This window comes from Nonomuraea sp. PA05, from assembly GCF_008086045.1.
In the GTDB taxonomy this organism is placed as follows: domain Bacteria; phylum Actinomycetota; class Actinomycetes; order Streptosporangiales; family Streptosporangiaceae; genus Nonomuraea; species Nonomuraea monospora.
Window position 1 is genome coordinate 90,187 of the sequence record NZ_VSEY01000048.1, and the last position, 7,541, is coordinate 97,727.

7 protein-coding genes are annotated in these 7,541 nt (G+C 73.6%); 6 read left to right on the top strand and 1 reads right to left on the bottom strand.

Annotation, left to right across the window (positions count from 1 at the left end):
- Nucleotides 1-2: 2 nt before the first annotated feature.
- The 6 genes from cydD (at nucleotide 3) to FXF51_RS50080 (ending at nucleotide 6,271) form a co-directional block, all read left to right on the top strand.
- Nucleotides 3-1,907 (top strand): thiol reductant ABC exporter subunit CydD, encoded by a 1,905-nt coding sequence (cydD, locus tag FXF51_RS50055; RefSeq protein ID WP_262380405.1) that lies wholly within the window; start codon nucleotides 3-5, stop codon nucleotides 1,905-1,907.
- The gene (gene cydC / locus FXF51_RS50060; RefSeq protein ID WP_262380406.1) at nucleotides 1,904-3,637 is read left to right on the top strand and encodes a thiol reductant ABC exporter subunit CydC; all 1,734 of its coding nucleotides are present in this window, start codon (nucleotides 1,904-1,906) and stop codon (nucleotides 3,635-3,637) included. The genes cydD and cydC overlap by 4 nt, the downstream gene beginning before the upstream one ends.
- A gap of 82 nt (nucleotides 3,638-3,719) precedes the next feature.
- Complete coding sequence (locus FXF51_RS50065; RefSeq protein ID WP_148441899.1) at nucleotides 3,720-4,340, top strand: hypothetical protein; 621 nt, start codon at nucleotides 3,720-3,722, stop codon at nucleotides 4,338-4,340.
- A complete protein-coding gene (locus FXF51_RS50070) occupies nucleotides 4,337-4,660 on the top strand; it encodes a winged helix-turn-helix domain-containing protein (protein ID WP_262380407.1) in 324 nt (107 codons plus the stop codon). The genes FXF51_RS50065 and FXF51_RS50070 overlap by 4 nt, the downstream gene beginning before the upstream one ends.
- Nucleotides 4,657-5,538: an ABC transporter ATP-binding protein gene (locus FXF51_RS50075; protein ID WP_148441901.1), complete on the top strand. Its 882-nt coding sequence runs from the start codon at nucleotides 4,657-4,659 to the stop codon at nucleotides 5,536-5,538. Before FXF51_RS50070 ends, FXF51_RS50075 begins: the two co-directional genes overlap by 4 nt.
- Nucleotides 5,531-6,271, top strand: coding sequence for an ABC transporter permease (locus tag FXF51_RS50080; protein WP_148441902.1), 741 nt, complete (start codon nucleotides 5,531-5,533; stop codon nucleotides 6,269-6,271). Before FXF51_RS50075 ends, FXF51_RS50080 begins: the two co-directional genes overlap by 8 nt.
- 98 nt (nucleotides 6,272-6,369) lie before the next feature.
- Here the strand turns inward: FXF51_RS50080 and FXF51_RS50085 are convergent.
- The coding region (locus FXF51_RS50085; protein WP_148441903.1) for a S1C family serine protease at nucleotides 6,370-7,541 on the bottom strand (1,172 nt) is incomplete at its 5' end.

Below are 7,541 nucleotides of genomic sequence, written 5' to 3' on the forward strand. Positions count from 1 at the left end.
ACGTGCACAAGGATCTGTTCGCACTCATGCGGGCCGAGCGCTCGGTCCGCCGCCACCTGGGCGTCACGATGGCCGCCGCCGTGCTCGCGGGGCTGCTCGTGCTGGTGCAGGCCGAACTGCTGGCCGGGGTGCTGTCCGGGCGCTTCGCCACCGGCGTCCTGGCCGTGCTGGCGGCGGTGGTGGGCGTACGGGCGCTGCTGGCCTGGACGCAGGGCGTCTACGCCGGGCACACCGCCACCGGGGTGAAGTCCGCCCTGCGGCACCGGCTCCTGCAACGGCTGCGCGAGCTCGGCCCTGCCCGGCTCACCGCGCACCGCTCCGGCGAACTCGTCACCCTGGCCGGGCGCGGCCTCGACGGGCTCGACAACTACCTGACCGGTTACCTGCCGTCCATCGCGGTGGCCGCCGTGGTGCCCGTCGCCGTCCTCGTCCGGCTGTTCGCCGCCGACCTGGCCAGCGCGGTGATCGTGCTCGTCACGCTGCCGCTCATCCCCGTCTTCGGCGCGCTCGTCGGCATGACCACCAAGGCGGTCACCGAACGGCAGTTCGTGGCGCTGTCGCGGCTCGGCGGGCACTTCCTCGACGTGGTGCGCGGCCTGCCCACCCTGCGCGCCTTCGGCCGGGCCCGCTACCAGGCCACCGTCATCCAGCAGATCGCCGACGCGCACCGCACCGCCACCATGCGGACGTTGCGGGTGGCGTTCCTGTCGTCGCTGGTGCTGGAGTTGTGCGCGTCGCTCTCGCTGGCGCTGGTGGCGGTGCCGGTGGGGCTGCGGCTGCTCGGGGGGTCGCTGGACCTGACCACGGCGTTGCTGGTGTTGCTGCTGGCGCCGGAGGCCTATCTGCCGTTGCGGGCGATGGGGACGCGGTTCCACGCCTCCATGGAGGGGGTGGCCGCCGCCGACGCGGCCTTCGCCGTCCTGGACCGGCCGGGGGACGACCCGCGGCCCGCCGATGCACCCCGGCCCGCCGACGCACCCCGGCCCGCCCAGGCAGCGCGGCCCGGAGACACAGCACGAGACGGCGACGCATCGCAGCCCGGCGACGCACCGGAGATCCGGCTGGAGCACGTCACGGTGCGCTATCCCGGGCGGGACGGCGCGGCCCTGGAGGACGTCACGCTCACGATCGGCCCACGCGAACGGGTCGCCCTGGTCGGCGAGAGCGGCGGCGGCAAGAGCACGCTGCTCCACCTGATCCTCGGCTTCATCCAGCCGTCCGAGGGCCGCGTCCTCGTGGACGGCGCCGACCTGCGCGACCTCGACCTCGCGGCCTGGCGGGCGCGGCTGGCGTTCGTCGCCCAGCGGCCGCACCTGTTCGCCACGTCGGTCGCCGACAACATCCGCCTCGGCTCCCCCACCGCCTCGCCGGACGACGTGCGCAGGGCAGCGGCGGCGGCGCACGCCGACTTCGTGGCGTCCCTGCCGCAGGGGTTCGACACGGTGCTGGGCGAGCGCGGCGCCAACCTTTCGGCCGGGCAGCGGCAGCGCATCGCCCTGGCGCGGGCCTTCTGCCGCCCCGGCGCGTCGGTGCTCCTGCTGGACGAGCCCACGGCCCGCCTGGACGGGCGCAGCGAGGCGGCGGTCGTCTCGGGCACCTCGGACCTGGCGCGCGGCCGCACGGCCGTCATCGTCGCCCACCGGCCCGCCATGATCGACCTCGCCGACCGGGTCATCCGCGTCCACGAGGGCCGCATCGTCTCCGACACCACCCGCCCTCGCCACCCACCGGCCGACCCCACGCCCACGCCCGCACCGCCGGGAAGCACCACCCCCACGTTGCCGGAGGGCGCCACGCCCGGGGCGGTGAGCGGTGGCGCACGCGCCGGGGCGGAGGGCGGCGCGCCCGGGGTGAGCGTGAGCACGACGCCCGCCGTGACGGCGCGGCCCGAAGGGAGCGCGCGATGAACCGGCGGATGAGCACCCGGCTGGTGTGGGCGGTGCTGGCGGGCGCGGCGGCCGACCTGGCCGGGCTGGGCCTGATCGCCGCCGCCGCCTGGCTGATCACCAGGGCCGCAGAACAACCACCGCTGGCCGCCCTGAGCGTGGCGATCGTGGCCACCAGGGCGTTCGCCACCGGAAAGGGCGTCTTCCGCTACGCCGAGCGCCTCACCGGCCACGACGTGGCCCTGCGCGCCCAGGCGGGCACCCGCGAACGCCTGTACGAGGCCCTCATTCCCCCGCAGCGCCCCCGCCACGGCGGCGCCGACCTGCTGAGCCGGATGGTGGACGACACCGAGGCCGTGCAGGACCTGCTCGTCCGCTGCCTCCTGCCCGCGGCCGCGGCGGCGATGGCGGGGCTGGCGGCGGTCGTGATCGGGCTGACGATCATGCCGGTGGCGGCGCTGGTGCTGGTGGCCGGGCTGGTGGTGGCCGGGGTGGCGCTGCCGGCGGGCACGGCGGCGGCGGCGCGCCGCTGGTCGGCCAGGATCGCCCCCGCGCGGGCCGCGCTGGCGAGCCGGGTGGCGGATCTGGTGCACGGCTCGGCGGACCTGGCCGCGTACGGGGCGGACGACGAGGCGCTGGCGAAGGCGCTGGCGGCCGACGAGGCGCTGGCCGCGCTGGAGCGCCGCCAGGCCCGTGTCCACGCCGCCGCTCTGGCGGGCGGCACGCTGGTGCAGGGGCTGACCGTGGCGGCCGTCGTCCTGCTCGCGCAGGGCGCGGGCGCCTCTTCCGTGGGTACGGCCGTGCTCGCGCTGACGTCCCTGGTGGCCTTCGAGCCCGTGCTGCCGCTGGCGGCGGCGGGCGAGCGGATGGCGGGCATCACGGCGGCGCTGCGGCGGCTGCGCGACGTGCGCTCGGCCGCCCCGGCGACGGCGGAGCCCACCGCGCCCGCGCCCCGGCCCGAGGCGCCCCTGACCATCGAGATCGACGACCTCGTGGTCCGCCACGCGACACCCGCCCGCCCCGCACCGGACGCCCGCCCCGCGCTGGACGGGCGGCCCGCCCTGGACGGGCGGCCCGCGCTGGACGGGGTGTCGCTGCGGCTGACCCCCGGCAAGCGGGTCGCCGTCGTGGGCCCCAGCGGCGCGGGCAAGAGCACGCTGCTGGCCGCCCTGATGCGCCTGATCGACCCCGAGTCCGGCACGATCACCGTCAACGGCGCTCCCCTGGCGAACCTGGCGGGCGACGACGTACGCACTCTCATGACGGGCCTGACGCAGGACCCGTACATCTTCCGCGCCTCCCTGCGCGACAACCTGCGCCTGGCGGGCCCGGACGCCGGCGCCGAGGCGCTGCGCCGCGCCGTGCGGGACGCCAGGCTGGACGGCTGGGTGGAGCGCACCGGCTGGGACGCCGAGCTGGGCGAGGACGGCAGGACCGTGTCCGGCGGCCAGTTGCAGCGCCTGGCCCTGGCCAGGGCACTGCTGTACGACCCGCCGGTGCTGCTGCTTGACGAGCCGGCCGAGGCGCTGGACGAGGAGACGGCCGACCGGCTGATGGCCGATCTGCTGGACGTGACCCGCGACCGCACGACGCTGCTCGTGACCCACCGGCTGAAGGGGCTGGAGGGAATCGACGAGATCGTGGTGCTGGAGGAGGGCCGGGTCATCCAGCGGGGGCGGCATGACGAGCTGGTGGCCGTGCCCGGTTACTACCGGGATCTGTGGGAGTCCGAGGTCCTGACCAGGCGGTAGCCGTGCCGGACGGCTCGGGACTTGAGTTTGCGCCGCCATGAGGTTTACGATGCAAACCAGTTTGATACATCGAGGAGTTTGCATGGTGGACGACGAGCGCACACCGAGCCCCGACGAGATGCTCCGGCTGATCGAGGAGCAGAGCGCCGCCACCACGAGATGGATCTACGGCGATCCGCTCCTGCTCTACGTCCCCTGGGGCGTGGCCTGGGCGCTCGGCTTCACCGCGCTTTTCCTGCACTACGGCCTGGACGGGCATCCCTACGCGCCGATCAGCCAGATGCAGGCCGTGGGCGTGCTGATGGTGGCGCAGGTCGTGGCGGGCGGCATCTCCGCCTTGGGGTTCGTCCGGCTGAACCAGATAGTGCGCGGCGATTCGAAGGCCAGAGGAACCATGTTCGGCTACGCCTGGTTCGCCGGGTTCACGCTCATGACCGTCCTGTGCAACAGGATATCCCCGCACCTGCCGGCCGAGGAGAGCGGCCTGCTGTGGGCGGGCTCCTCGCTGATGCTGGTGGCGGCGCTGCAGATGGCGGGCGGCGCGGTCTTCCTCAACTGGCCCATGTTCTTCTTCGGCGTCTTCATCGGCGCCGTGAACGCGCTGGGCCTGCTGCTCGGCGCCGGATGGCACGCGCTGCTGACGGCCGCGCTGCTGGGCGGAGGCTTCATCGCGGTCGGGGTGGCCCTGAGGCTCCGCTCGTGACGACGGATCAGGCTCTGCCCGAGCTCGACCCCGTCATCCACGCCCAGGCCAGGCTGCGCGTGGTGGCCGCGCTCAACGTCCTCGGCGAGGGCGACGAGATGGCCTTCAACTCGCTCAAGGATCTGCTCGGCATGACGGCGGGCAACCTGTCGGTGCACCTGACCAAGCTCGAAGAGGCGGGATACGTGGCGATCAACAAGACTCACCGTGGCCGTACGCCGGTCACGTTCGTGGCCCTCACCAGGCGTGGGCGGCTGGCTTTCGAGGACTACACCAAGGCGATCCGCACCCTGCTCGACAACGCCGGAGGGGCGCGATGACGGTTCTGGCCCGTGCGATCGAGGTCTCCCGCCGCTACGGCGACGTGCTGGCGCTCGACCGCGTCTCACTCGACATCAGGGCGGGCGAGCTGGTCGGCCTGCTCGGCCCCAACGGCGCGGGCAAGTCCACCCTGATCAACCTGTTCGTGGGGCTGCGCAGGCCCACGTCCGGCACGGTCGAGCTGCTCGGCGGCTCGCCGCGCGACCCGGCCGCGCGCCGCGGCATCGGCGTGACGCCGCAGGAGACGGGGCTGCCGGAGACGTTACGCGTCGGGGAGATCGTCGACTTCGTGTCCGCGCACTTCGCCGGCCGCGAGGACAAGGGCGAGCTGCTGGCCAGGTTCGGGCTGGACGACCTGGTCAAGCGGCAGGTCGGCGGGCTGTCGGGCGGGCAGCGGCGGCGGCTGGCGGTGGCGCTGGCGTTCGCGGGCAAGCCGCGGCTGGTCTTCCTCGACGAGCCGACGACAGGGCTGGACGTGGAGGCCAGGCGCGCCCTCTGGGACGGCATCAGGTCCTTCCACGAGGACGGCGGCACGGTGCTGCTGACCAGCCACTACCTGGAGGAGATCGAGGCGCTGGCGGAGCGGGTCGTGGTGGTCGGCTCCGGCAGGGTGCTGGCCGACGACACCGTGCGGGCCGTGCGGGACGTCGTGAGCGCCCGGCACGTCTCGCTCGTCGCGGACGAGCTGCCCGAGCTGCCCGGCGTGCTCGGCACGGAACGCGTGGACGGCCGGGTCAACCTGATGACCGCCGACCCCGACCGGCTGGTCGTGGAGCTGGTCCGCAGCGGCACGCCGTTCTCCGGCCTGGAGATCAGGCCGACCACTCTGGAGGAGGCCTTCCTCACCCTCACCGCGAAGGAGTCCGCTCATGCCTGACCTGGTCATCGCGCACACCAGGCTCTTCCTGCTGGAGCAGCTCAGGGTGCCCGTCGGGCTGCTGGCCGCCGCGCTGTTCCCGGCCATCTCGATGGCGGCGTTCGCGGTGCCGTTCGTGGGTGACGTCCCGAAGGCCGCGACCATGGCGGCGGGGTCGATGATGATCTTCGGCGCGATGGCCGGGTCGCTCATCAACCTGAGCATCACCGTGTCCCAGGACCGCGAGCTGCCGTGGAACCCCTACCTGCGCACGCTTCCCGCGGGCCCGCTCCCCCGCTTCACCGGGCGGATCCTGGCGATGCTGGCCGGCACGCTGGTGTCGGTGGTGCCGGTGCTGCTGGTCGCGGCGCTCCTCACCGAGGCGACGATCACGCCGCTGGGGCTGTTGCTGGGGCTGGGCGTGCTGGTCGCCGGGGTCGTGCCGTTCATGCTGATGGGCCTGTTCATCGGTTCCGTGATGTCGGCCAAGGCAGCGATCGCCGCGTCCCAGGTGCTGTTCTTCCCGATGGCGATCATGGGCGGGCTGCTGCTGCCGCCGGCGATGCTGCCCGGCTTCGTCCAGGTCGTCTCCCCGTACGTGCCGACCCGCGGGGTGGCCGAGCTGATATGGGCGGTCACGGCGGGCACCACGCCGGACGCGGTGGCGCTGGTCTCGCTGGCCGCGTGGACCGTGGTGGCGGCCATCGCGGCGGCCTGGGCCTACCGGCGCGACGAGGGCCGGCGCTTCTCATGAGAACAGGCCCCCGCGTTCGGCAGGGGGCCTGAATGGGGGGGTGTGCCGCCGAGTCCGCAGCGATCTCAACGGCACACCCGTCCATGAGGGGGTCCTTGTTACTTGTTCTCCGCGAGAGTGACACCGACCTCGGCCGTCGCGCCATCCCTCATATATGTGATCTTGACCTCTTGGCCCGGTTTGAAACCTCTGACCTGCCCGACAACCGTATCGCCCGCGTCAACCGCCTTGTCGCCGATCTTCGTGATCAGGTCGCCTTCCCGCAGCCCCGCCTTCTCCGCCGGGCTGCCCGCGGTGACCTGCCTGATCAGGGCGCCGGGCACGTCGCCGGTGGCGTCGGTGACGCTCACGCCGAGGAAGGCGTGGGTGACCTTGCCGGTGCTGATGAGCTGGTCGGCCACCTGCTTGGCGGTGTTGACCGGGATGGCGAAGCCGACGCCGCCGCCCTGCGCCTGGGAGGCGATGGCGGTGTTGATGCCGATGAGCTGGCCGGCCGCGTTCACCAGCGCGCCGCCGGAGTTGCCCGGGTTGATCGAGGCGTCGGTCTGGATGGCGCCGCCGATCGTGGTGGGCGCGCTCTGCTGCTGCTGTTGCTGTTGCTGGCCCCAGCCCGGCGGGACCTGCGGCTGCTCGTCGCCGAGGTTGAGCGTGCGGTCCAGGGCGCTGACGATGCCGGCGGTGACGGACCCGTCGAGGCCGAGCGGGCTGCCGATGGCGAGCACCGGGTCGCCGACCTTGAGCTGGTCGCTGTCGCCGAGCGTGGCCTTGGTCAGCCCCGAGACGCCTTCGGCGCGGATGACGCCGAGGTCGGTGGCGGGGTCGGTGCCGACGACGGTGGCCTTGGCCGTCTTGCCGTCGCTGAACTTGACGGTCATCTGGCCGCCCTGCCCCGCGCCGACGACCACGTGGTTGTTGGTGAGGATGAGCCCGTCCTCGGACAGTACGACGCCGGAGCCCTCGCCGCTCTGCCCCTGGATCATCACGACGGACGGCTGCACCTTGGCGGCGACCTCGGCCACGGTGAGCTGGTCGGCGGCGGACTTGAAGACGGGGCTGGGCGAGCTGGGGCTGCTGCTCGCCACCGGCTCAGGCTGGAACGAGTTGGCGACGGCCGCGCCCACGACGCCGCCGCCGACCGCCATCGCGGCCAGGGCGAGCCCCGCCACCGCTTTCTGCGCGACGGTGAGACGGTGCTTGGGCGGCAGAGGAGGGGGCGGCGGAGGCGCGGGCACCTCCATGGCGATCGTGTCCCGCCGGGGGAAGCCCCCGG

Bases quoted from the DNA above. Each gene is read 5' to 3' on its own strand.
- FXF51_RS50065 (WP_148441899.1), top strand. From the start codon at position 3,720: ATGGTGGACGACGAGCGCACACCGAGCCCCGACGAGATGCTCCGGCTG.
- FXF51_RS50080 (WP_148441902.1), top strand. From the start codon at position 5,531: ATGCCTGACCTGGTCATCGCGCACACCAGGCTCTTCCTGCTGGAGCAG.
- cydC (WP_262380406.1), top strand. From the start codon at position 1,904: ATGAACCGGCGGATGAGCACCCGGCTGGTGTGGGCGGTGCTGGCGGGC.
- FXF51_RS50075 (WP_148441901.1), top strand. From the start codon at position 4,657: ATGACGGTTCTGGCCCGTGCGATCGAGGTCTCCCGCCGCTACGGCGAC.